Genomic DNA, 24,089 nt, shown 5'->3' on the forward strand with positions numbered 1-24,089 from the left:
TCATTACCCGCCCGTAATTCCTGCACCCGCCTGTCATTTACATCAAAACCAATGACGGGGTACAACTTCGAAAACTCGACCGCCAGCGGCAGCCCTACATAGCCTAAACCAATTATGGCAATCTTATGTTGCATCATTAAGCAATCTTAAAACGGGAAAATTGAATCATTTTTTGGGAATTGCATCTTATATATACTATTTTTTTATTTAGCATTAAATTATTCTAATTAAAAATATACACAGCATCTGAGGATATTTTGCTACACCTATTCCGGCAAACACGCATATTGTATAAAAAATTATATCAGAATACACCATTCAACAACAAACAGTTCTGCCTATAATACACAATAATGAAAGCATTTGTAGTGCTAACTGTTCAATTTACAGCCGTGTTTTGCAATAAGTTGCTCCCCTCTTTCAAACAAAAATATTTATCACAAATCAAACTTAATCAACCGTTTTTTTGTATTTCCCCTTATACCTATACCATATTTGCAAAAGCTGTGATACCTGAGCCCAACACTTTTAGTAGCATTTTTATATTATCTGCTTATAGTTTGTTTAAATATTTTTAATACTTTCTATATGTTTACATAAGAATGGTTTGATAATTGTAATAGAGTATAACAGAACATAATTATCCAGGCAATACGCCCGAACGAATCCTGCGTTCCTTTGTATTGCAAAACCAATTCAACTTATATAAAATAAAGTGTATTAAACCATTACTAAGAACATGAGTCCATAACATTTCATTAACGGTTACTATACATGCAATAAACCTGCACAATCTAAAAGAACTTAAAATACAAATCTAAGTTGCTTTACAGTTTCACTTTTTAAAGCAGTCTGATAGAAATAAACTGCAACCACTTAATAATGAAAAACCTACACTTAAAATATTTTAGAATTGGTATATTATACAACCTACTCATAGCATACATGCTGGCTACACACTATCAATTACTCGATTTGAAATATTTTTTAAAAGTTATAATTTGTTAAAGAGACTTAACATTTAATTTTTTTATCTTCGCATCATCCCTACTAAAAAATAAAATACCAATACATGCAAGTTCTTTCAGAAGTATCAGAGAAACAGGTGATTCATTTACAAATTCCGGTAGAACTAGCTGAAGAGAAAATCCTTATCCAAAACACGCTTGAGAAAAAAAGGACTCAGCTATTCCTTAAACGGGTATTTGATGTTGTTGTGGCCAGTATTTTAATATTGCTATTGTCGCCCATTTTATTGGTTGTGGCTGTTCTTATAAAATTATCCTCTAAAGGTGATATATTATACAGTAATGAGCGCGTAGGTTATGGCGGAAGAAATTTCCGTTGCTACAAATTCCGCTCGATGATTTCCGATCAGTCCGAAAAAGCGCAGGCTTACAAAGCAGCCTTGGAGCAGCAGCAAAAAGGTATTCTTTTAAAGCTACCAAACGACCCGCGTGTAACCTGGATAGGTAAAATCATTCGTAAATCCAGCATTGACGAACTGCCGCAATTATTTAATGTATTGCTTGGTGATATGAGCATTGTTGGCCCAAGGCCTTTGGTTCCTTTTATGCTGGCACACCTGCCCGAGTTTAAAGCAATACGCTGCCTGATGAGGCCTGGGATTACTGGCTTGTGGCAAATACGCGACCGCATAAACAACACCAGTGCCGAATTTATGATAGAGCATGATACGGAATACATTAAGGATTACAGTCTGATGATGGATCTTAAAATACTTTTGAGTACTCCAAAGGTGGTTTTATCAGCCGAAGGTGCTTATTAACAATCAATCCCTAAAGAGCATTGCATTTCTTTTAAAACCCATTAACTTTTACCAACGCTTTCAATCATATTCAATATATTTGTACTTTTTAACTGCTTAACTCATTCCCCTACATGATTCAATCGGATTTTGTGATTGTTGGTGCTGGCCTTACAGGTAGCACTATAGCAAGACTACTTGCAGATTACGGACAAGAGGTGGTTATTTTAGACAGAAAAGATCATATCGCCGGAAACGTTTTTGACTATAAACACGAAAGTGGGGCTATGGTTCATAAATATGGGCCACACTACTTCCGTTGTGGTAGCGAAAAAATATGGAATTTCCTCAACCGCTTTACCTCCTTTTACAACTGGTCGGCAGTACTTAAAAGCAAGGTAGGCAACGAATACCTGAGCTGGCCGGTAAATGAGGCATATATTAATAGCGTTGCGGGCGAAGATTGGAATTTGTTTAAAGGCGAACCTACTAACTTTGAGGAAGTATGCCTCAGCCGTATGCCGCGCGCTATTTACGAAATGTTTATTAAAGGCTACACCGAAAAGCAGTGGGGTGTAAAAGCTACCGAGCTAAGTAAAGACCTCGCCGTGCGCATTACTATTAATAAAGGAACTGTAAATACACTTACGCCCAATCACCGCTGGAATGCTCTGCCGGCAAATGGCTATACAGAAATGGTACGTGGCATTATCGGAGATATTCCGATAAAACTGAATTACGATTACCTGCAGCATCGCGATAATGTAAAAGCAAAAAAACTGCTCATTTTTACAGGCCCTATTGATGAGTTTTTCAATTATGAATTTGGTAAACTGAAGTATCGCGGTCAAAACCGTAAAGTGGAATATTTACCGGAGATTACTAATCATCAACCTTGTATTCAGGTAAATTATCCTAATCCTGAAGATCCACGCATCCGCACGATCGATTGGAAACATTTGATGCCTGCAGAAGAAAGAGAAAACATGAAGGGCACTGTGCTAACACACGAAACACCTTTTACCCCCGAAGAGCCGGCACAATACGAATATCCTTTTCCGGATAAGGCGAATGCAAGTCTCTACCAGCAGTATAAGGCAGAAGCAGAAAAGTTAACTCATACATTGATTTGCGGAAGATTGGGTGAATATCGCTACTACGATATGGACCAGGCAATTGGCCGTGCCATGAGCCTTACCGGCAAAATACTGGAACGTTTTGCGCTTGGCAAAGAAGCTGAAGTAGCAGTATAATACTTATATATTTTACTAAAACACCCCTGCAGATGCAAACATTTGTGGGGTTGTTTTTTTACTGCATGCGCTATCTTTATTCGCTATGGATTTTTATAAGCTTACTGATTTTCAGCTATATTCCATCATCAATAGCAGGCATTTGGATACAGTGCAAAAAGCTGCTGCTCAGCACGAATTGGACAGGCGCGGCTTAACACCGGAAGAATTAAAGCAGTTAGCAGATGAATTAGCCTCACGCATGCACCAACCTAAATGGTCGTTTAAGGTGAGTCCTGCTGTTTTATGGCTGGTATTTATCGTTATAATATTTGTTTTATTAAGACAAATAAGTTGCAGGTGAAATTATATTCAACAGGAAACTTAGAACATATGTGATAGTGTTTCTTATTTTATGGAGCAAGCTGTAATACTACTATATGCGCGTTTGCGCCACGTCCTGCCACAGGAGCAATCGCAAACTTATATTGTTGAACAGATATAAGCGGATACGTGAATTATAAACCATTAAGACCAGAACTAAATAGTTAAAGCAATAGCTTTTTTACCTATCCGGCTGATCTCCTGCCTTGAATGGCTTTAGCCGGGCAGGGAGCAAATCCTGGTTCAGATACTCTGCGCTCCTTAACACCTTATGGTTCAAAAAATTCTTATAAAATAGTATGCTACGAAGAAGCTTCTTCTTTTTCCATCATCAAATAAGCTTTTATAAAACCATCCAGCTCGCCGTCCATCACCGGTTGCACATTACCCACTTCATAATCGGTGCGATGGTCTTTGATCATTTTATACGGATGGAATACATAACTACGAATCTGGCTGCCCCACTCTATTTTTTTCTTGCTGGCATTAGCCGCATCTTTAGCTTCTTCACGGCGGCGCAACTCTTCTTCATACAAACGGCTTTTGAGCATCTTTAATGCCAGTTCCCGGTTTTCGCCTTGCGTGCGGCTTTGCTGGCACTCCACAATAATACCACTTGGTATATGCTTCAAACGTACAGCCGTTTCTACCTTATTTACATTTTGTCCGCCTTTGCCGCCACTGCGGTAAAACTCCCATTCCAAATCAGCAGGATTTACTTCTATTGCTATGCTTTCATCTATCAGCGGATACACAAATACCGAAGCAAAAGAAGTATGCCTGCGGGCATTACTGTCAAACGGAGAAATACGCACAAGGCGATGCACGCCGCTTTCAGCCTTTAGAAAGCCATATGCAAATGGCCCGTCAAACTGCAATGTAGCAGTTTTGATGCCAGCACCATCACCTTCCTGAAAATCCAGTTCGGTTACTTTCCAGCCTTGCTTTTCGCCATACATGCGGTACATACGCAGGAGCATTTCTGCCCAATCCTGGCTTTCGGTGCCACCAGCGCCGGGATTTATTTGCAGCACAGCCGGCAATTCATCTTCAGGCTGGTTGAGCGTGCTTTTAAACTCGGCGTCTTCCAGAGATTGCAATGCTTTTTCGTAAGCTGCTTTTGTTTCCTCTTCGGTGGCATCGCCGCTTTTCCAGAAATCAAACAGCACAGCAAAATCTTCTATGTCTGTTTCTACCTGTTTGTACAGCTTTATCCAATACTCATTCAGCTTAATGTCCTTCATGATGGCAGTAGCACGCGTATTATCATCCCAAAAGCCGGGCGAAAGCGATAAACGGCGGTCATTCTCTATTTTCTCACTACGGTTATCGTAGTCAAAGAAACCTCCTTAAGACCTGCAGACGGTCTCGCATCATCTTGATTTGTTCCTGTGTCATATATAGTGCACGAAGATAGCAGAAATGGAGTGAATGACAGTGTTTGAAACATTACACCGCAACAACTGTATTGGGTAAGGCTGTAATAATTTGATGAGTATTATAAATACGATTATTTTTAAAGCTAAAACCACTCTTTGCATGAAAATACTTTGCATTGGCGAAGCCCTTATTGATATGATTTGTACTGATAAAGGTAAAAAATTGAGTGATGGACAAAACTTCTTAAAGAAATCCGGTGGTGCACCAGCGAATGTGGCAGCCGCCATTGCAGCATTGGGTGGTGAAGTGGAGCTGGCTGCCAAAGTAGGCACCGACCCTTTTGGTACGCACTTAAAAGAGGTAATGGATGCCTTTGGCGTGGGCACGCGCTGGATGTGGCAAGATGATAAGTATTTTACCACATTTGCTTTTGTATCCTTAATGCACAGCGGCGAGCGCGATTTTTATTTCAATCGTGGTGCCGATGCGCAATTGAGTGTGGAAGATATAGAACAAATAGATGTAAAACAGTTTGCCATTGTGCATTTTGGTTCTGCCACGGCTTTTTTGCCGGGACCCTTGCAACAGAGCTATTTCAACCTGATGCATAAATGCATAGAAGAAGGCATCTTCATTAGCTTTGACCCTAATTATCGCCATCTCCTTTTTAAAGATAATATTCCGGCTTTTATACAACTTTCACGGCTTTTTCTGCGCAAATGCCACTTTTTTAAAGTGAGCGACGAAGAAGCAATGTTGCTTACAAATACCAATACACTGGATGAAGCAGTGGATAGTTTATTGCAACATACAACCGCCGTTTTTGCCATTACTTTAGGAAAGCTGGGCACGCTGCTGGGCATGAACGGGCAAACAATTATTATCTCCAGTATACCGGTAACTGCCGTAGATACTACCGGCGCCGGCGATGCGTTTGTAGGTGCAGTATTATACCAGTTGGCACAAGCGCGCAAGCCGGCAGATACAACCTGGCAACAGTGGCAACACATTGTGCAGCAAGCCAATAAGGCAGGTGCGCGCACCTGCGAATACATGGGCGCCATGGAAGCCTTCAAGCACCTGAGCAATGATATTTTTAAATGATATAAAGAATGATAATTTCTGCTCTTTAATAAAAACTACCAGCAGTTAAAGAAATGCTCAGGCTATGCAGTTCAATGCACCAGTCAGACGCTGCTTGCTTCCTTGCCTACATTTGCCAGCAGGCTCCGTATAGTAAAACCGGAATTTGACTACTTTTTAGCAAAATTTTTCCATCATCATTATATACTCTTGCTGCCGCTTGTTAGTTTAACAAGATGCGCTTATCACAAGGCATGTTTTAAACAATGCTGCAATGCTTGGCTACTAATAATTACTTTTATCGCTTAAATGAAGGTGGCAAAAAAAATTCTGAACATACTGGGCCGCGTACTGCTGGGGCTGCTGGGCTTAATACTGCTCCTGTGGCTGCTGATACAAACGACTCCGGTACAGAATTATATTGTAGGTAAAATAACCAAACGCCTCTCCAGCGACTTAAAAACAGAAGTGCACATTGACCATGTAAACCTTTCTCTTTTTGATAAAGTAAATCTGGAAGGCGTATTGATAAGAGATAAAAATAAAGATACACTGCTAAGTGCCGGCGCAGTAAAAGTGCGTCTTACCGATTGGTTTTTTCTTAGGGACAAAATTGTGCTCAAATACATAGGCCTGGAAAATGCTAATATTTTATTACACCGCCGGGATTCTACGTGGAATTATCAGTTTATAGCCGATTATTTTGCCGCGCCGGATACAGTAAAAAAACAGCAACAAAGCAGTATCAAACTCAGCCTTGAAAAAATAGATTTCAAAAACGTCAGCTTTATACAAAATGATGAATGGGTTGGTCAAAAAATGCAGGTAACAGTTGGCAGTATGCTGGTAGATGCAGATTCTGTTGACTTTGACAATAGCATCTTCAAAATCAATACCATTGACCTGGACAAGCCTTTATTCTCCTTATACGATTTTGATGGCTTCCGTCCCGATAGCCTGCGCAAGATTTACCCTGATACCGGCATGTATTACAATGCCGGTGATATACTGTTGCAGGTAAAAAAAATACAACTTACCAACGGTAGCTTTATTAGCGAACGGCAAGACTCCGCGCCTGTAAATACCTATTTTGATGGTTTGCACATTCATGTAAATAAAATTGGTGGCAGTATTAATAATCTTTCATTTAAAAAAGATACCATTACTGCCAACGTAAATATTGCCGCAGTAGAGCGCTCAGGCTTTGAACTGAGAAAACTGAAAACAGCCTTTCGCCTCACACCGCAGATGATGGAATTTAAACAACTGGACCTGCGCACACCCGAAAGCCGCATTGGCGATTACTATGCCATGCAATTTGACGACTTTAACAAAGACATGAACGACTACATTGATAGTGTAGTAATGGATGCCCGCTTTAGAAACTCGGTGGTAAGTACCAATGATATTGCTTACTTTGCTCCAGCCCTTGCAAACTGGAAAAGAAGAGGTGACATCAGTGGCCACTTTTATGGTACGGTAAAAGATTTCACTATTCCTAATTTATTCATTCGCAGCAGTACCGATATGTATGCTAGCGGCAGCTTTAGCATGAAAGGCTTGCCCGATGTTGACCATACCGTTATGCATTTTTCCAATGCAAAAGTGCAGATGCAATACAGCGATTTGGCAGCGATTGTTCCGGCAGTAAAAACGGTAACAACGCCCAACCTGGCAGCACTGGGACAGTTGCGCTTTGCGGGCAACTTTGATGGTACGATACATGACTTTACTACTATTGGCAATTTCAGCACGAGTCTTGGCGGCTTATATGCCAATCTAAAAATGCAACTGCCTGCTACCAACGAACCCATATACAACGGCACACTCATTACCAAACAATTTAATCTGGGCAAATTTTTAAACGTAGGCAGCGTCGGTCAGGTAAGTTTTAATGGTAAAGTAGCAGGCAGCAGCTTTGACGTAAGCAAGATAAAAACCAACCTGAATGGTACATTCAGCCAGTTTGAATTTAATGATTATAATTATTCCAACATTGCTTTTAACGGTACGATTCAAAAGCGCTTTTTTACCGGCGACTTTAAGGTAAGTGACTCCAATTTTGATTTTACCAGTAACATACAAATAGACCTTACACATGAGCAACCGCGCTTCAATGTGCTGGGCGATTTAGTAAAAAGCGACCTGAAAGCATTGAACTTTACCAATCAAAATTTCCAGCTCACCGGCTTGTTCGACCTTAATTTTGAAGGCAGAAATATTGATGAATTTCAGGGTAATGCCAAGTTGCTGAACGCCATATTACAACATGATTCTACACGCCTCAGCTTCGATTCATTAACCGTACGATCTTACACGGACAGCGCCCGGCACAAGGCGCTATTTATAAACAGCAATGAGTTTGATGTAATGGTTTCGGGGCAATACAACATCCTCGATTTGCCCAACAGCTTCCAAGCCTTCCTGAGCCATTATTATCCATCGTATATTGCTGCGCCAAAATCAACACCTAAAGGACAAGACTTTTTTGTAACGGTAAATACCAGAGACTTCAGCAATTATGCACAACTGATAGACGCCAGACTTTCAGGACTGAATGATGTGCAGTTTTCGGGCAGCATTAATACCCAAGACTCGGGCAAGCTGTTGTTTACTGCTTTTATGCCCGACTTTAAATACGCCAATTTTAGCATTGCTAATGCAGCCATGCACGGCACCGGCAATTTCAACAGTGTAAGTTTTAGTGGCAATGTAGATACAGTGAGAATAAGCGACAGCACTTATTTTCCTAACTCAAAAATTAAGATCAGCTCGCAAAACGATCACTCGGTGGTAAACATTATTACCAGTGCTAACAATACCCTTAACGAAGCACGGCTGAATGCAGATATTTATACGCTTCCTGATGGCGTGCGCATTGATTTCCAGCCTTCTTCTTTTGTAATAAACGAAAAGAAATGGGATCTGGAAAAGCAGGGTGAAATCGTTATCCGCAAGCAGTTTGCTTCAGCACAAAATGTAAAATTTGTACAAGGTTTTCAGGAGATAACAGTAGAAACCGATAAAGATACAACTGGGGCAGAAGGCAATAACTTAGTAGTAAAAATGAAGGATGTAAACATCGGCGATTTTACACCCATTTTTACTACCGAGCCGCGCATGGAAGGCGTAGCTAACGGCACGGTACACCTGCACGACTTTTATGGCAATTTTAATGCAGCAGCCAACATCAGAGCCGATCAATTCAGGTTACAAAACGACTCAGTTGGGATAGTTAATATGGCTGCACAATACCACAGCAACACTGGCAAGATTTCATTTGATGCAAAGTCTGATAACGAGGATTATAACTTTGTTGTTAATGGCGCTTACAACCTCAAAGACAGCACCAGCAATGCCTTGAACACCGTAATGCATTTGAACAGAGCAAAGATTGGCATTGTCAATATGTTTTTGAGTTCTTTGTTCAGCAATATTACCGGTTATGCTACCGGCGATCTAACGGTAAAAGGCAAAGGCGCTGCTGTTGACTTACTGGGTACAATCGCAGTTGCAGACGCAGGCATCACCGTAGATTATACCAAAGTGCGTTATCATATTGATTCGGCGTTGTTCCATTTTAAAGAGGGCGTAATTGATTTTGGACAATTCCAGGTAAAAGATGAATATAACAACACCGGTACTGTTAAGGGTAAATTGTACGAGCATGCCTTTAGCAATATGCAATTTGATTTTGATATGAGTACAGATAAATTGCTATTGCTGAATACTACTGCTAAAGATAATGACCAGTTTTATGGCAAAGCCATAGGCAAAGCCACTTTGAGCCTTAAAGGCCCCGAAGAAAATATGAAGCTGAGTATTACCGGCGCAGTGAATGATACCACGCATATTTACATACCTACCGATAACAGCAGCAAAGCAACGGCAGCCGATTTTATTGTGTTTAAACAGCACGGCACCAAAGTACCTGCTACTCCGGAAGTAGCCAGCAATTTGAGTATAGATCTCGACCTTACTGCCAATAATCAGGCACAGATAGATGTAATACTCGATGCGCTGACGGGTGATGTGATAAAAGCGGTGGGCAACGGGCGCCTACAAATAAAAGTACCTGCTACCGGCGATATGACCATGAAAGGCAGGTACAATATTGAGAACGGAAGATACGATTTCAACTTCCAGTCTTTTTTGCGCAAACCATTTGATTTGATGCCGGGCAGCTACATAGAATGGAACGGCGATCCTTACAACGCCAACATTCACATTGATGCTCAATATGTGGCAGAGCATGTAAGCATTAATGATTTGATAAGCAATCAGAGCTCTGGCGAAAGTGCATTTTTCAATTCTTCTATCCGGGGCTATCGTGGCGATGTGTATGTGATTGCAGAACTGCGGGGCAGACTGAGCCAGCCGGATATTAATTTCCGTTTAGATTTCCCAATAGGCAGCGTCATAAAAAATGATAATGATTTTGCACTGTTTCTCAACCGCCTGCAAAGTGACAAAGCGGAGATGCTGAAGCAGGTAACGTACCTCATTGTGTTTGGCGCCTTTGCACCCTATGGCGAAGCGCGCACTTCTACTACTGCTTATTCTTTGGGGTTAAATACCATCTCGCAAAAACTCACTGCAGAGATTAATAAAATTGTATCGAATCTTTTGTATAAAGTAACGGGCGATAAAAGCCTGCAGTTAGACATCAGTGCCAATACTTATAGCAGCTCCAGTTATTTTGGTAGCAATACAACTAATAATGCTTTGGACCGGCAATCGTTTAATTTTAAAATCAACAAAAGCCTGCTGGATGGCAAAGTAATATTGAGCTTTGGCAGCGACTTTGATTTTGGTTTAACCAGTACTACCTATGTACAAGGTGGCTCCTTCCAATGGCTGCCCGATGTTTCTGCCCAGTTTATTCTTTCAAAAGACCGCAAACTGCGTGCTATCGTGTTTAGCCGCAGCAGCCTCGATGCTTTTTCTAATTATGGCAATTCCAATTTAGGCTTAGGCCGCCGCAACCGGCAGGGCGTCAGCTTGTCTTACACCTTTAATCCACGCAGGCAAGTAGATTTGGATAAAGATTCGAAGAAGGACAAGAATACGAATAAGGACTCCACAGGAAAGAAATAATTTTTCTCACAGATAGCACAGATGTTTTTATCTGCAATATTATCTTCAATAGAATAGGATAATTATACCCTTTCAACGTAGATAGTCCGGTTAATCAGTAGAGATAAATTAGTTGCATAATTTTACTAATCTGCGCAACTTAATTTGAAAGGGGTATTAGATTGTGTGCAAGCCTCAAGCTTTTTACCGGCCGCCTGAGGCTTGCAGTTGATATCGAATGATCTGATTGAAACTGATATTACTCATCTTTGTTCATCCGTACTATCTGTGAGCAACAAAAGACTGCATTTTCTCACTATATCCTTTTGCAGCAATGCCCGCCTGCGCTGCAAAGTCTTCGCCGGCTGATGCATAAATAACTGCCCGGCTTACATTTACCAATAAACCAACGTCTTTGTTTAGTCCATGTTCGCTCACTTCTTTGAGGCTGCCGCCTTGTGCACCTACACCCGGTACAAGCAGAAAGTTATCCGGCACTATGCGGCGTATGGCAGCGAGTTCTGGAGTGCGTGTAGCGCCAGCTACAAACATCAGGTTGTCGGGCGTACCCCAGCTACTCACTTTCTCCAACACCATTTCATATAAATAGCGCAATGGCTCGTCTTTTGCCTGCTCCTCTTCTTCCAGCTCCTCGGTATATACTTTTAAATGATGCTTTCCTATTTCTGCATGCACTTCCTGTTTTTTGCGCGTATGGCATACATGCAATAGTTCAAAATCATGCGCGCCCTCGTTAGAAGTCAATCCAAGTACAATAGCAAATTTGTTGTTGTATTCGAGGAAAGGCCGTACACTGTCTTCGCCCATGTATGGATTGATGGTTACTGCATCAAAAGGCAACGTTTCAAAAAAAGTTTTGGCATACTGTGCCGAAGTGTTGCCAATGTCGCCGCGCTTCGCATCGGCTATTTTAAAGTGCGTGGATGGAATGTATTGCACCGTTTGCTCCATCGCTTCCCAGCCTTTTACACCCCGGGCTTCGTAAAAAGCAGTATTTATCTTATAGCTTACACAAAAGCCTTTGGTAGCATCAATAATGGCCTTGTTGAATTGAAAAACCGCATCTGGCTTGTCTTTAAGATGCGGAGGCAGTTTGGCCGCATCTGTATCTAAGCCGATGCATAAATAATTTTCTTTTTGGTGAATTTGCTGGATTAGCTCACTTCGGTTCATGCGGCAAAGGTAATAAGGTGTAGGGAAGAAAGAATAAACTTTGGATTCAGCCAGTCTGTTTAAAATACAAACTGATTAACAAACAAAAATCTTTCCCTTCCCGCATTTGCTTTTATTTTTGCGCAAAATTGAATAGAGCATGAGTGCTGTTTTGGAGAAAGGCATCCTTACGGTGGATCATTTGGAAACAATAAAAAACATCGTAGGGGAGCAATATGTATTTGCCGATGAAGAAAGTTTGCGCAACTATGGTCACGACGAAACGGAGCATTTGCTATACCTGCCCGAAGTAGTGGTAAAGCCACGCACTACGGAGGAAATCAGCCAGATCATGAAGCTGTGCAATGAATACCGCATTCCGGTTACACCGCGTGGTGCGGGTACTGGATTAAGTGGCGGCGCGTTGCCACATTTAGGTGGCGTACTCATTTCGATGGAGCGCTTAAACAGCATTCTACATATTGACGAGCGCAACCTGCAGGTAACTACCGAGCCCGGTGTCATCACCGAGGTATTGCAAAATGCGGTAAAAGAAAAAGGCTTGTTTTACCCGCCCGATCCCAGCAGCCGCGGCTCCTGCTTTATTGGCGGTAACATCGCCGAAAACAGCGGTGGGCCAAAAGCAGTAAAATATGGCGTAGTAAAAGATTATGTGCTCAATTTAGAAATAGTGTTACCTACCGGCGAAATCATCTGGACAGGGGCGAATGTACTCAAAAATTCTACTGGCTACAACCTCACACAATTGGTTGTAGGCAGCGAAGGCACGCTAGGCATTGTTACCAAAATTGTATTAAAGCTCATTCCGCATCCTGCACACGATTTGCTGATGCTCGTGCCTTTTGCATCATTGGAAAAAGCAAGCGAAGCCGTGAGCGCAATATTCCGGGCGGGCTTTAACCCAAGTGCAATGGAACTGGTGGAAATAGATGCACTGAAGATTGTAAGCGAAATGGTGGATAGCCACGCCGTGCCGGTAAGCGATGATATTGCTGCCCATTTAATAATAGAAGTAGATGGCAACAACATAGACCAATTGATGAGCGAAATAGAAGCTATCGCCAATCTACTCATGAACTACGAAGCCGGTGAAGTATTTTTTGCCGATGATGCCCAGCAAAAAGCCGAACTGTGGAAACTGCGCCGCCGTACCGCCGAAGCAGTAAAAATAGCGGGCTACACCATTGAAGAAGATACGGTAGTGCCACGTGCAGAGCTGCCAACACTCATTAGAGGCGTAAAAGATTTAGGCAGAAAATACAATTTCAAAGCCGTGTGTTATGGTCATGCTGGTGATGGCAACCTGCATGTGCGTATCAAAAAAGAAGGTACTGAAAACAGTATAGGTGATGAAGAAATGAACAATGCCCTGCGTGCATTATTTGAACTCGTATATAGTCTTGGTGGCACCATCAGCGGCGAGCATGGTATTGGACTGATTCAAAAAAGTTACATGGATATTGTGTTTGAAGAAGCCAACCTGCGCCTCATGCGTGGCATCAAGAAAGTATTTGATCCTAACAATATTTTAAACGCCGGAAAAATTTTTGATGCAGCATAAGCGTTTATGTTTGTTTAAATAAATACATAATGAAGAAGATATATATTGTTGCGTTTGGTTTGCTCACCGCTATGAGTGCATTTTCGCAGGAGCAAAACAGCGACCGCAACAGCAGTGATTATGGCGAATTGAAAGGCGGCTTTAAACAGGAAAATATTTTTGTTGGTGGCAGCCTTAGTTTAGGCTTTGGCTCCGGGCAGTTTACTGTTGGCGGCTCGCCCGAAATCGGTTATTCTTTCAACAATTGGTTAGATGCGGGTTTAGGCTTAAACCTGATTTATACTTCTATTGCCAGCAATACCTTTTACAATCCTACCGATACCAAATTGCGGCAGCTGAACTATGGCGGTGGTCCATTCATAAGAGTTTACCCGGTTAGCTTTTTATTCCTGCAAGGGCAGTTTGAAGAAAACTGGACAAAAGTAAAGGTGAAACAAGACATGTACAGCTACAAGCAAACAGTAAATGCCCCCAGTCTTATTGCCGGTATTGGTTATACACAACGTGTTGTAGGGCAAGGCGGCTATTATTTTATGGTGGGTTTAGACCTGCTTAAAAATCAATACTCACCTTATGTTGCGGAAAATAGTGTGGGGCAGTTGGTAGCACAGCCAATCATTCGCGCCGGCTTCAACTTTTATTTAAAGCCATCTAAAGGAGCAGCGCGCGAATCACGTTATCAGGGCAATCACACACTGTAAGCATTTGCTGCCAGTGTGTGTACAAAAATCCATCGTTGTACATTTGCTCCAAATGGTTTATTAAATGGTTATAAAACCCTGCTGAGTTCAGCAGGATTATTTTTTTGTCGTGAATGGTCAGGCTATTCCAGGTCATCATCTCAAACAGTTCATCCAAAGTACCTACACCACCTGGCAATATAATGGCAGCATCGGCTAAGCTGAAGAGCAGTTTTTTGCGCGCGTGCATGTCTTCGGTAATGTGCATTGCTGTAAGATGATCGTGGGCTGCCTCTTTTTCCGCTAGCAATTGTGGCATTACGCCTGTTACCTTCCCGCCATTATCAATTACTTCATTAGCTACAATTCCCATCAAGCCATTATTGCCGCCACCATATACCAAGTGGATTTGATGCTGTACCAATAAAGTTCCTACCGCTTTTGCATGTTGCTGATATAAAGGATTGTTACCCAATCTTGAGCCACAAAAAATAGTAACTGAGGAATACATGAACACTTGTTTTGAAGCAACAATATTAAGTGCGTTGCGCATAATAAAGTTTTATTGCGAGATAATTTTTAGGTTATATCATTTAAAACAAAGTGCTATCATTGCTTTTTTTTCACCGCGGAGAATGGGAGTAAATAGAGTTTCCGCAGAGAGAGATGAATTTTATTATGGTATTTTATTAGGTTATATTCTGTTTTTTGTAAACAGCAATTCTATAACAATCTCTGCGGTAAAATACAACAAAACCTATGTCTTCTTTTTTATTGCTTTCGATAGTTGTTGTTTATTTTTTGGTACTGCTGGCAGTTGCCTGGTACACCAGCCGCAATGCCAATAACGATTCTTTTTTTATAGGTAACCGAAACAGTAACTGGATGCTTGTAGCATTTGGTATGATTGGCACTTCGCTGAGTGGCGTTACGTTTGTAAGTGTGCCGGGCAAAGTAGGCACCGCTGCTTTTGGTTACTTTCAGGTGGTGATTGGTTATTTTATTGGTTACTTTATTGTAGCGTATGTGCTATTGCCATTGTATTATCGTCTTCATCTCACATCTATTTACAATTATTTATACCAGCGGTTTGGGTTAACGACATACAAAACAGGCGCTTTGTTTTTTATTATTTCGCGTACTATTGGCGCAACGGCAAGGCTGTATTTAGTAATAAATGTGTTGCAGATATTTATCCTCAACAATATTGGCGTACCATTCTGGCTTACTACACTAATCATTCTGGTAATGATATTGTTATACACGTTTGAAGGCGGTGTAAAAACCATTGTATTTACCGATACATTGCAAACCACCTTTATGCTGCTGGGACTTATTGTATGTGTCATTTGCATTTTAAACAGCCTGCATTTATCCTTACCGGCAGCATGGCAGGCAATGAGCAATGAAGGCTTTACGCAAATTTTTAATACCGATGTAAATAGCGGCGGTTTTTGGCTAAAACAAATCATTGGTGGCGCATTTATTACTGTAGGAATGACTGGGTTGGACCAGGAGATGATGCAAAAAAATATCAGTGTAAAAACGTTGGGCGACTCGCAAAAAAACATGATTACGTTCAGCACTATTATGGTGCTGGTGAACTTATTGTTTTTGGTGCTCGGCGGTTTGTTGTATTTGTTTGCTGCTCAAAATGGCATGCATACCAAAGGTGATGATTTGTTTCCTGCTATTGCACTGGGCACCGAAAGCAGCACACCTTTCTTCCCACCTTACGTAGCAGTTATTTTTATTATTGCCTTAATATCCGCTTTGTTTCCCAGTGCTGATGGCGCTATTACAGCCATTACTTCTTCGTTTTGCATAGATATGCTGGGCTTAAAAAGAAACAGCAATAAAACAGAGCAACAGGAAAAACGTATAAGAATGACAGTGCATTTAATTTTCACCGTTATTTTCTTTTTGTGTGTTTTAATTTTTAAATGGATAAACGATAAGTCTATTATTGACATCATACTTACTGTTGCTGGCTATACGTATGGTCCGCTCCTCGGCTTATTTGCTTTTGGAATCCTGACTAAACGTGTTATCAGCAAAGGCACTCCGGTGGTTATTATTAGTTTACTTACACCAGTGATCAGTTACGTACTAAGCGATAATGCGGCGAAGTGGTTTAATGGTTATCAGATAGGTGTAGAACTGATATTAATAAATGGCTTATTCACATTTGCGGGCTTGTATATGATTTCGCATAAAGGAGAGAACAAAGTTGTAAGTAATACGGCAGTATTGACTGAAAATGAATAGAAATAATTGTACACGTCATCCTGCAATTGCCGCCAACAGGAAGACTTTACATAGAGCAAATTAATGGCGGCTTTGTGCGGAATTTGCTGTTAGTCTTTAATATGTAATATGGCGTAATTATTAAGAGTAATAGGAGTAGCATTCACTTTCATTTTATTACCACTTACAGATTCCGCACAAAACTGCCGCATAGACAAAAGTAAAGCAAGTACAAACAGGCGGCAATTGCAGAATGACAGGCTGGTTTGCATCTTTTATTATACTTAAGAAATCCGCTTGAAAACCTACCCATTTTATGGAACTTATCAATCCGCTCGCCGAGCAATATGCGCAGCAATTCACTACGCCAATGAATGAACTGCTGCACCACATTCACCAGCAAAGTGAGCAACACAGCCAGGCGCACATGCTCAGCAGCGAAGTGCAGGGCAGTTTGCTTGCATTTATCAGCCAATTATTGAAGCCAAAATACATCTTAGAAATAGGCACTTTTACCGGCTACAGCGCCTTGTGCCTGTGCACAGGTTTGCAGCCCGGCGGCGAATTACACACAATTGAGCTGAGAGCAGCCGATGCAGGCACTGCTTCCGCTAATTTTAAATTGGCTCAAAAGGAGAATGAAATACATTTGCACACAGGGGATGCACGGGAAATTATTCCAACTTTGGATTATAAATGGGATCTTGTTTTTATAGATGCAGATAAAACAAGCTATACTACATACTACGAGTTGGTAATGGAGCGTTTAGAGGACAACGGAATAATTATAACGGATAATGTTTTGTTTCACGGTCAGGTGCTCGGGGAGAAAATGACGAATAAAAGTGCAAAAGCCATACATGCCTTTAACCAGCATGTAGCAGCCGACAAGCGAACAGAACAAGTGCTACTTACCGTACGCGACGGATTGTTGTTTATAAAAAAGAAACATACTGCTGCAACCTCTTAAAAGCATAAAAGCTGTTGCTGTGTGTTCATGAAAAACTATAAAAGCCGCTCATGAAAAAAATTTTTTTGTTTGTAATTGCTACTGCCGGATGTATCTATGGCCGCAGCCAAACGGATAATGCTGTTCAGAACTATATCAATACTTACAAAGAACTTGCTATCAGCGAAGAAATAAGAACCGGCGTACCTGCCGCTATTACCCTGGCGCAGGGCATATTGGAAACCCAGGCAGGCCAGAGCGATTTGGTAAAAGCGTCCAATAATCATTTTGGTATTAAGTGTAAAAGCGACTGGACCGGCGCCACTGTATATCACGATGATGATGCCAAAGGCGAATGTTTCCGCAGTTACAGCAGTGCCGAAGAATCGTACCGCGATCATTCCGATTTTTTAAAAACCAGACCTAACTATGCTTTTCTTTTTAAGCTGGATCCTACAGACTACGAAGGCTGGGCAAAAGGATTGAAAAAAGCGGGCTACGCTACGAATAGCGTGTATGGTCAAACGCTTATTAAACTGATTGTAACCAATCAATTACAGGATTATACTTTGTTGGCTATTCAGCGTCAGCAAAATGGGAATACGCAACCACAACTTGCTGCAAATATTACCACAGACATCCAGCAGCCCGAAGAAAGTTATTTGCCGCCTCCGCCTGTACAGCCCGTAACGGTAAAGGCAGCACAAACCACTATTGAAGCGCCCACTGCATTGTATCCGGCTGGCGTATTTGAAATCAACCAAACCAAAGTAATTTTTGCAGAAGCCGGCACCTCGCTGTTTGCACTGGCCAGTAATTATAAAATTGCATATCCCAAACTGCTGGAGTTCAATGATATGCAACCGAAAGAAATACTGGATAAAAGCGGTTTGATTTTTTTAGCCAAAAAACAAAAAAAAGGCACTACACCTTACCACGTTGTGCTTGCCGGCGAAACACTGCATGATATTGCACAGGCAGAAGGTGTACGGCTTGAAAGCCTTACCGAATACAACGGGGTAAGCGAAAATGAAGTGCTGGAAACCGGTACTAAAATTTATCTGCAACCAGCTATTACGGCTTTATCCAAATAAGTCGTAATCACCTATTCATTTTAATAAAGTCCACAACTACCGTATGCAACTGGTGCAGGTCCGCGATAAACAATTTGAACCTTATTTATCAGAAGCTGTTATTCTCCAAAAAGTAAAAGGACTTGCCGCACAGTTAAATAAGGATTATGAGGGTAAAAAACCTTTGCTGATTGCTATATTGAATGGTTCTTTCATTTTTGCAGCCGATTTGTTTAAGCATATGACCATTGAAGCTGAAATCAGCTTTATCAAACTGGCTTCTTACAAAGGCACGCGCTCATCCGGCCATGTGATTACAGCTATCGGGCTGGATACAGAAGTTACCAACCGACATGTAATTGTAATAGAAGATATTATTGATACCGGCAAAACACTAACGGCTTTTTTGCCGCAATTGTACAACCAGCAGCCTGCTTCATTAAAAATTGCAGTACTGCTGCACAAGCCCGAAGCTACTGTGTATCCTATTGCCATTGACTACTGCTGCTTTACAATACCCGATAAGTTTGTTGTGGGTTATGGGTTGGATTATGATGGTTTTGGACGCAATCTCCCGGCAATATACCAACTGCACGAAGAGGGATGATTTGGCAAAATATGCTTACTTTGTACAGATAAACAGAGGAAACTGCATATTGAAAATTGTAATTGCCATATTATGCTGCTGTTGGTGTTGCCTGCATGCAGACGCTCAATATTATCTCCGCGGCGAAGTAAAGGATAAGCAGGGCAGGCTTTTGCCCAATGTGAAAATACAGTTGGAGTCCAAAGGCAGCTATGTTTTTTACACCGGCGCCTTGGGCAGTTTTGGTATTCCTGTTCCTAAAAAAGAAGACAGCATTATATTAAGTCTCGATGGCTATGAGGTACTTGGCCTAAGGGTAGAGGCCTCCAAATACCAAATCTTTGTTTTACAACCACTCAATACAGCGGCCAGCAGCCGTAGCGGGCTGATGTCTTTTACCAAAAACCTATTCAGCAGCTATGCTGTAAAAACAATCACCAACGGCGCAGAGACCTACAATGCACTGGTGGAAAACGACTTTGTACATACTAAAGATGCTGCCGAAACCGGCTTATCGCTCAACATTAATTGCGCATCGTACAGCAACATCCGCCGCTTCTTAAACATGGAAAGTACAGTGCCGCCCGATGGCGTGCGTATTGAAGAAATGCTGAATTATTTCGACCTGAATACCATTAAACAAGCACCAACAAATAATACTTCTTTCCTGTGCAAAACGCAGGTTACGTCTTGTCCATGGAATGCAGACAACCAATTATTATTTATTCAACTGCTTGCACCAAAACTCAATTTAAAAGCTATTCCGCCTGCACATCTCACTTTTTTAATTGATGTATCCGGCTCGATGGATAAAGACAACCGGCTGCCGCTGGTGCAACATGCTTTTAAAATGCTGGTAAAAAACCTTCGTGCACAGGATACGGTTGCCATTGTAACCTATGGTGGCTACGTAGGCATTGCGTTGCAGCCTACCGGCGGTGCCGAAAAAAATAAAATAGTTAATGTAATTGACAGCCTTGTTGCCAGTGGTGATACGCCAGGCTCTGCAGCTATACAGACAGCGTATAGCGTAGCCGAAAAAATGTATGATGCACACGCCAACAACCGTGTGATACTGGCCACCGACGGCGACTTTAACGTGGGACAAACCTCCGACAAAGAATTGCAGAATATAGTAGCTGCGCATAAGCAAAGTGGTATTTATCTTACGTGCCTTGGCATTGGTATGGGCAATTACAAAGACAGTAAATTAGAAGCATTGGCAACCAACGGCAATGGAAATTTTGCTTATATTGATAACTTAAAGGAAGCCGAAAGAACCCTGATGACCGAGTTTACCAAAACCATGTATGCCGTAGCCAACGATGCTTTTTTAACTGTAACCTTTAATAAAGACCTGATAAGCGCTTACCGGCTGATTGGCTTTGATAACAAAAAGGATGACTTGTCTGCCGGTACTGCCACTATTGAAGGTGGCGAAATAGGCAGCGGTCATACTGTAATGGCGATGTTTGAAATTACACCTGCAACGCCATCGGTCAATAGCAGCAGTAATATTGCTACACTACAACTACGGTATAAGCAGCCGCAAGCAGCTATAGAGCAACAACAGCATTTTGATGTAACGCAAAATTTTATTTCTTTAAATGAAGCCGATTCTGCACTTCGCTTTGCAACCAGCATTGCTATGTTTGGCAGTTTGCTAAAAAACTCCACTTATGCCAACAATTATAACTGGGATGATGTAAGGAACATGGCAGTTTCGGGGCTTGATGCGAATAATGTGCTGGAACAGGAATTTGTAACATTAACAAACAAAGCAGAAAAAGTATATGCTGGTGTTACAGATAAAAGAAAAAGAAATAAACTACTGTAGATAATGTATTTCCTTCACTTCTCATTATTCAAATATTTGTGAATGCACATGTATGTTGAACAACAAACAATTTTTAACCCAACCTTATTACCTTATCTTCAACAGCAATAAGCTATTAAGGTTTATTTTCTGCTTTGTTATAGAATATTATTAAGGTAATAAGGACGCTTTAAGATTACTACCAGCTACACCTTTCAGTGAAGAGTAGTTAACAATGAATATTTGAATTGCACGGACAGCTGCGCCTAATATTTGCTATCGTACTTTTGTTTTGTATAAAATAAAAGCATGACTAAATTAAGTGTAAACATTAATAAGATAGCTACGCTTCGCAACAGCCGCGGCGGCAACAACCCCGATGTAACAAAAGCAGCCGTAGATATACAACAGTTTGGCGCCGATGGCATAACGGTACATCCACGCCCCGATGAGCGCCACATCCGCTACAGCGATGTGTATGCAATAAAGAAAATTATCACTACTGAGTTTAATATTGAAGGCAATTGCAGCGAGCAAAAGTTTGTTGATCTTGTATTAGCGGCAAAGCCCGATCAAGTAACGCTGGTGCCCGATGCGTTGGGACAAATCACCAGCGATCATGGCTGGAATACCATTGAACATAGGGATTATCTCACCAAAATGATCCGTATTTTTAAAAATGCCCATATTCGTGTAAGCATTTTTGTAGATCCGGTGGTGGAAATGGTAGAAGGTGCAGCCGCTACCGGCACCGACAGAGTTGAACTCTACACCGAAGGCTATGCAAGAGGGTATGCTAATAGTGATAAAGAAAAAGCCATCGCACCCTACATTGCTGCTGCTGAAAAAGCCAGGAAATTAGGCTTAGGCATTAATGCAGGCCACGACCTTGATTTGCACAACTTAGCTTATTTCAGCCAACATATTCCCTGGCTGGATGAGGTATCTATTGGTCATGCGCTTATCAGTGATGCGTTGTATGTAGGCTTGCAAAATGCAGTACAGTTATACAAGCGGCAATTGAATCAGTAAAGAATAAATTGCTATGCAGTAACGCATAAGATTAGCCCAAGACAGAGTCCTTGGGTTATGAGCTTAGATAATTGTATTCTCTTACCCCTAAAATTTTACCCTTTTTACACCGTAAATTTTATTCCCTGCGCCAGCGGCAAATCGTTGCCCCAATTGATAGTATTTGTTTGCCGGCGCATATACGCCTTCCACGCATCAGAGCCGCTTTCGCGACCGCCGCCGGTTTCTTTTTCGCCACCAAAAGCACCACCTATTTCGGCGCCGCTCGTACCAATGTTTACGTTGGCGATACCGCAATCACTACCTCTGTTGGAAAGGAATAATTCTGCCTCGCGCATGTTCAACGTAAAAATGGAAGAAGACAACCCTTGCGGTACGCTGTTTTGCATGGCAATAGCGTCTTCTATATTATCATATTTCATTAAGTACAGGATAGGGGCAAAAGTTTCATGCTGAACAATTGGCCAATTGCTTTGCACTTCGGCTACACAAGGCTTTACATAGCAGCCGCTTTGATAGCCTTCGCCTTGTAATACACCGCCTTCTACCACAAAACTGCCACCCTGTTGCTTACAGGCTTCTATAGCTTGCTGGTACATTTCCACTGCACCTTTATCTATCAGCGGACCAACGTGGTTAGCGGCATCCAGCGGATTACCAATGCGCAACTGCTGGTAAGCGTTTATTATTTTTTGTTTAAAAGAATCGTATACCGATGTATGAATGATCAGCCGTCGCGTAGTAGTGCAACGCTGTCCCGCAGTGCCCACAGCGCCAAACACGCAGCCAATTAAAGCCATGTCTAAGTCTGCTTCTTTAGAAATGATAATGGCATTATTTCCACCCAATTCCAAAATAGTTTTTCCCAACCTCGCAGCAACACTTGCCGCCACAGCTTTGCCCATACGTGTAGAGCCGGTTGCGGATATAAGCGCCACGTGCTCATCGTTACAAAGCCATTCACCAGCATCGCGATAGCCATTTATCAAACAACTTACCCCTTCGGGTATGTCATTTCTTTCGAATACTTCTGCAACAATATGCTGGCAGGCAATGGCACAAAGTGGTGTTTTTTCACTCGGTTTCCAAATGCATACATTGCCGCACACCCAGGCTATGGCTGCATTCCAGCTCCATACCGCTACCGGAAAATTAAAAGCAGAGATAATGCCCACTACGCCCAGCGGATGCCATTGCTCGTACATGCGGTGGTTGGGTCGCTCACTTTGCATCGTTAAGCCGTACAACTGGCGCGAAAGCCCAACAGCAAAGTCGCAGATATCTATCATTTCCTGCACTTCGCCCAAACCTTCCTGCAGGCTTTTGCCCATCTCATAGCTTACCAGTTTGCCGAGTGGTTCTTTTTTGCGGCGTAACTCCCCGCCTATCTGCCGCACTATTTCGCCCCGCCGGGGCGCAGACACCGTGCGCCATTGTACAAAAGCATCCTGTGCCCGTGCTGCCACCTGCCGGTAAGTAACCGCATCGCAAGCCTGTACGCTGCCTATCAGCTTTCCATTAACAGGCGAAAAAGAGGAAATGGTCTCGCCGCTGCTTTCCAGCCACTGCCTGCCGGTAGATACGCCTTTATTATTTGCTGTAATATGGAGTTGTTCAAGAATGTCTTTCATATACAAACAATTGAGGTATGCAAGATAAAAAAGTAAAACGGCTCTGAACGCAGGAGGTTATTCTGTGTACGAAGTTGAATGTGGGATGTAAGATGGTGTGAAGGACAAGTGAACAGGCGTTTGCTGTTGCATGTTTGAGAATAGCAAACTTTCATGTTGAACGCTGTAGGAATGGAGAATTGTAATATAAACACACTAAAATCTTACCTTGAATGAGTTAAGTAAGATAGTAAATACAATACTATATATGCTTTGTAAAAGGTATGTAAATGCAAAAAACTATTCTTTTAAACAAAGAGAACCTGCCACAATATTATCTGCCCATATTTCTGTTATGTATTAATAAATAAAATGCTTTTTGGCATACATTTTAAACAGAAAAAGTAAATAAAATAAA

17 protein-coding genes and 1 pseudogene are annotated in these 24,089 nt (G+C 41.7%); 13 read left to right on the plus strand and 5 right to left on the minus strand.

Features of this window, described 5'->3' with window-relative positions:
• Positions 1 to 137 (minus strand): annotated as a pseudogene (locus FC093_RS19100) (hypothetical protein); the annotation flags it as partial.
• A gap of 935 nt (positions 138 to 1,072) precedes the next feature.
• Between FC093_RS19100 and FC093_RS19105 the strand changes: the two are divergent.
• The 3 genes from FC093_RS19105 (at position 1,073) to FC093_RS19115 (ending at position 3,364) form a co-directional block, all read left to right on the plus strand.
• Positions 1,073 to 1,789: a sugar transferase gene (locus tag FC093_RS19105; RefSeq protein ID WP_137263414.1), complete on the plus strand. Its 717-nt coding sequence runs from the start codon at positions 1,073 to 1,075 to the stop codon at positions 1,787 to 1,789.
• A 113-nt stretch (positions 1,790 to 1,902) separates the two neighbouring features.
• Complete coding sequence (locus FC093_RS19110; RefSeq protein ID WP_137263415.1) at positions 1,903 to 3,021, plus strand: FAD-dependent oxidoreductase; 1,119 nt, start codon at positions 1,903 to 1,905, stop codon at positions 3,019 to 3,021.
• Positions 3,022 to 3,106: 85 nt separating this feature from the next.
• Positions 3,107 to 3,364 (plus strand): hypothetical protein, encoded by a 258-nt coding sequence (locus tag FC093_RS19115; RefSeq protein WP_137263416.1) that lies wholly within the window; start codon positions 3,107 to 3,109, stop codon positions 3,362 to 3,364.
• A 322-nt stretch (positions 3,365 to 3,686) separates the two neighbouring features.
• Here FC093_RS19115 and prfB read toward each other — a convergent pair.
• Positions 3,687 to 4,782, minus strand: a protein-coding gene (prfB, locus tag FC093_RS19120) for a peptide chain release factor 2 (protein WP_137263417.1) whose coding sequence is annotated in 2 segments (ribosomal slippage) — positions 3,687 to 4,721 and positions 4,723 to 4,782 — 1,095 coding nt in all. Because the reading frame shifts where the segments join, the coding sequence is not laid out codon by codon here.
• 141 nt (positions 4,783 to 4,923) lie between these two features.
• On the opposite strand from prfB, the gene FC093_RS19125 reads away from it, so the two are divergent.
• Positions 4,924 to 5,868: a carbohydrate kinase family protein gene (locus FC093_RS19125; protein WP_170971156.1), complete on the plus strand. Its 945-nt coding sequence runs from the start codon at positions 4,924 to 4,926 to the stop codon at positions 5,866 to 5,868.
• A gap of 288 nt (positions 5,869 to 6,156) precedes the next feature.
• A complete protein-coding gene (locus FC093_RS19130; RefSeq protein WP_137263419.1) occupies positions 6,157 to 10,944 on the plus strand; it encodes a translocation/assembly module TamB domain-containing protein in 4,788 nt (1,595 codons plus the stop codon).
• Between the two features lie 261 nt (positions 10,945 to 11,205).
• On the opposite strand, the gene pyrF is transcribed toward FC093_RS19130, so the two are convergent.
• Positions 11,206 to 12,117: an orotidine-5'-phosphate decarboxylase gene (gene pyrF / locus FC093_RS19135; RefSeq protein WP_137263420.1), complete on the minus strand. Its 912-nt coding sequence runs from the start codon at positions 12,115 to 12,117 to the stop codon at positions 11,206 to 11,208.
• A 139-nt stretch (positions 12,118 to 12,256) separates the two neighbouring features.
• Between pyrF and FC093_RS19140 the strand changes: the two genes are divergently transcribed.
• Both FC093_RS19140 and FC093_RS19145 read left to right on the plus strand, forming a co-directional pair.
• Entirely contained in the window at positions 12,257 to 13,678 is a 1,422-nt protein-coding gene (locus FC093_RS19140) for an FAD-binding oxidoreductase (protein ID WP_137263421.1), read from the plus strand.
• 29 nt (positions 13,679 to 13,707) lie between these two features.
• A complete protein-coding gene (locus tag FC093_RS19145; protein WP_137263422.1) occupies positions 13,708 to 14,379 on the plus strand; it encodes a hypothetical protein in 672 nt (223 codons plus the stop codon).
• On the opposite strand, the gene FC093_RS19150 is transcribed toward FC093_RS19145, so the two are convergent.
• On the minus strand, positions 14,330 to 14,911 hold the full coding sequence (locus FC093_RS19150) for an LOG family protein (RefSeq protein ID WP_240743371.1): 582 nt from the start codon (positions 14,909 to 14,911) through the stop codon (positions 14,330 to 14,332). The two genes, FC093_RS19145 and FC093_RS19150, sit on opposite strands and share 50 nt — an antisense overlap.
• A 206-nt stretch (positions 14,912 to 15,117) precedes the next feature.
• Between FC093_RS19150 and FC093_RS19155 the strand changes: the two genes are divergently transcribed.
• The 6 genes from FC093_RS19155 to FC093_RS19180 all read left to right on the plus strand — a co-directional run bounded on the left by FC093_RS19155 (position 15,118) and on the right by FC093_RS19180 (position 22,061).
• Positions 15,118 to 16,626, plus strand: a complete 1,509-nt coding sequence (locus FC093_RS19155) for a sodium:solute symporter (RefSeq protein ID WP_137263423.1) — start codon at positions 15,118 to 15,120, stop codon at positions 16,624 to 16,626.
• A 295-nt stretch (positions 16,627 to 16,921) separates the two neighbouring features.
• Positions 16,922 to 17,575 (plus strand): O-methyltransferase, encoded by a 654-nt coding sequence (locus FC093_RS19160; protein ID WP_137263424.1) that lies wholly within the window; start codon positions 16,922 to 16,924, stop codon positions 17,573 to 17,575.
• Positions 17,576 to 17,625: 50 nt separating this feature from the next.
• Positions 17,626 to 18,648: a glucosaminidase domain-containing protein gene (locus FC093_RS19165; RefSeq protein ID WP_137263425.1), complete on the plus strand. Its 1,023-nt coding sequence runs from the start codon at positions 17,626 to 17,628 to the stop codon at positions 18,646 to 18,648.
• Positions 18,649 to 18,691: 43 nt separating this feature from the next.
• On the plus strand, positions 18,692 to 19,234 hold the full coding sequence (hpt, locus tag FC093_RS19170; RefSeq protein ID WP_137263426.1) for a hypoxanthine phosphoribosyltransferase: 543 nt from the start codon (positions 18,692 to 18,694) through the stop codon (positions 19,232 to 19,234).
• A gap of 49 nt (positions 19,235 to 19,283) precedes the next feature.
• The gene (locus tag FC093_RS19175) at positions 19,284 to 21,050 is read left to right on the plus strand and encodes a vWA domain-containing protein (protein ID WP_170971157.1); all 1,767 of its coding nucleotides are present in this window, start codon (positions 19,284 to 19,286) and stop codon (positions 21,048 to 21,050) included.
• Positions 21,051 to 21,338: 288 nt separating this feature from the next.
• Entirely contained in the window at positions 21,339 to 22,061 is a 723-nt protein-coding gene (locus FC093_RS19180) for a pyridoxine 5'-phosphate synthase (RefSeq protein WP_137263428.1), read from the plus strand.
• Positions 22,062 to 22,165: 104 nt separating this feature from the next.
• On the opposite strand, the gene amaB is transcribed toward FC093_RS19180, so the two are convergent.
• Positions 22,166 to 23,692, minus strand: coding sequence for an L-piperidine-6-carboxylate dehydrogenase (gene amaB, locus FC093_RS19185; RefSeq protein WP_137263429.1), 1,527 nt, complete (start codon positions 23,690 to 23,692; stop codon positions 22,166 to 22,168).
• Positions 23,693 to 24,089 lie beyond the last annotated feature (397 nt).

The organism is Ilyomonas limi (genome assembly GCF_005233845.1).
Classification (GTDB): domain Bacteria; phylum Bacteroidota; class Bacteroidia; order Chitinophagales; family Chitinophagaceae; genus Ilyomonas; species Ilyomonas limi.

Excerpts from the sequence above, each read along its gene's own strand:
- FC093_RS19105 (WP_137263414.1), top strand. The coding sequence starts at position 1,073 with ATGCAAGTTCTTTCAGAAGTATCAGAGAAACAGGTGATTCATTTACAA.
- FC093_RS19110 (WP_137263415.1), top strand. The coding sequence starts at position 1,903 with ATGATTCAATCGGATTTTGTGATTGTTGGTGCTGGCCTTACAGGTAGC.
- FC093_RS19115 (WP_137263416.1), top strand. The coding sequence starts at position 3,107 with ATGGATTTTTATAAGCTTACTGATTTTCAGCTATATTCCATCATCAAT.
- FC093_RS19125 (WP_170971156.1), top strand. The coding sequence starts at position 4,924 with ATGAAAATACTTTGCATTGGCGAAGCCCTTATTGATATGATTTGTACT.
- FC093_RS19130 (WP_137263419.1), top strand. The coding sequence starts at position 6,157 with ATGAAGGTGGCAAAAAAAATTCTGAACATACTGGGCCGCGTACTGCTG.
- pyrF (WP_137263420.1), bottom strand. The coding sequence starts at position 12,117 with ATGAACCGAAGTGAGCTAATCCAGCAAATTCACCAAAAAGAAAATTAT.
- FC093_RS19140 (WP_137263421.1), top strand. The coding sequence starts at position 12,257 with ATGAGTGCTGTTTTGGAGAAAGGCATCCTTACGGTGGATCATTTGGAA.
- FC093_RS19145 (WP_137263422.1), top strand. The coding sequence starts at position 13,708 with ATGAAGAAGATATATATTGTTGCGTTTGGTTTGCTCACCGCTATGAGT.
- FC093_RS19150 (WP_240743371.1), bottom strand. The coding sequence starts at position 14,911 with ATGCGCAACGCACTTAATATTGTTGCTTCAAAACAAGTGTTCATGTAT.
- FC093_RS19155 (WP_137263423.1), top strand. The coding sequence starts at position 15,118 with ATGTCTTCTTTTTTATTGCTTTCGATAGTTGTTGTTTATTTTTTGGTA.
- FC093_RS19160 (WP_137263424.1), top strand. The coding sequence starts at position 16,922 with ATGGAACTTATCAATCCGCTCGCCGAGCAATATGCGCAGCAATTCACT.
- FC093_RS19165 (WP_137263425.1), top strand. The coding sequence starts at position 17,626 with ATGAAAAAAATTTTTTTGTTTGTAATTGCTACTGCCGGATGTATCTAT.
- hpt (WP_137263426.1), top strand. The coding sequence starts at position 18,692 with ATGCAACTGGTGCAGGTCCGCGATAAACAATTTGAACCTTATTTATCA.
- FC093_RS19180 (WP_137263428.1), top strand. The coding sequence starts at position 21,339 with ATGACTAAATTAAGTGTAAACATTAATAAGATAGCTACGCTTCGCAAC.
- amaB (WP_137263429.1), bottom strand. The coding sequence starts at position 23,692 with ATGAAAGACATTCTTGAACAACTCCATATTACAGCAAATAATAAAGGC.